Origin of the sequence: Mesorhizobium sp. M5C.F.Ca.IN.020.32.2.1 (genome assembly GCF_004023105.1) — a bacterium.
Taxonomy (GTDB): domain Bacteria; phylum Pseudomonadota; class Alphaproteobacteria; order Rhizobiales; family Rhizobiaceae; genus Mesorhizobium; species Mesorhizobium wenxiniae.
On sequence record NZ_RZSX01001640.1, the window covers coordinates 1 to 490 of the forward strand.

Genomic DNA, 490 nt, shown 5'->3' on the forward strand with positions numbered 1-490 from the left:
AAGCTCAACGGCATTGTGGGCTTCGGAACACAATCTGCGGCCGACATCGCGAAGGCCAAGGCTTCGCACACCCTGATCGAACAGTCGGCAACGAACATCCACTTCCCGAACCCTCGCGCCGATGAAGAGAGCTACATCAAGCGATTTGGCCTGACGGTGAAGGAATTCAACTTCATCAAAAACACCCCGCCGGAGAAGCGCACTTTTCTCGTGAAGCACGGCAATGACTCGGTCATTGCCCGGCTCGATCTGTCGTCCATGCCCGACATGGTGAAAGTTCTTTCGGGCCGCAAGAAGACAATCGAGGAATGCGCCGCTCTACGGGAAAAGTACGGCGATGAGCCGGAAAACTGGCTGGCTGAATTCTGCGGATGGGAGAAGGGTCAATGAAGAAAAGTCCTGCTCTGTGGCTGATGATAATAGCGCTTGCCGCTCCCGTTCCTGCATGGGCCGGGGGCGTCCCTGTCATTGATGGCGCAAACCTGACGGA

Annotated in this window: 1 pseudogene; it reads left to right on the forward strand. The window is 56.3% G+C overall.

From position 1 onward, the window contains the following. Positions 1–390 (forward strand): annotated as a pseudogene (locus tag EOA86_RS37910) (type VI secretion protein); the annotation flags it as partial. Positions 391–490: the final 100 nt, after the last annotated feature.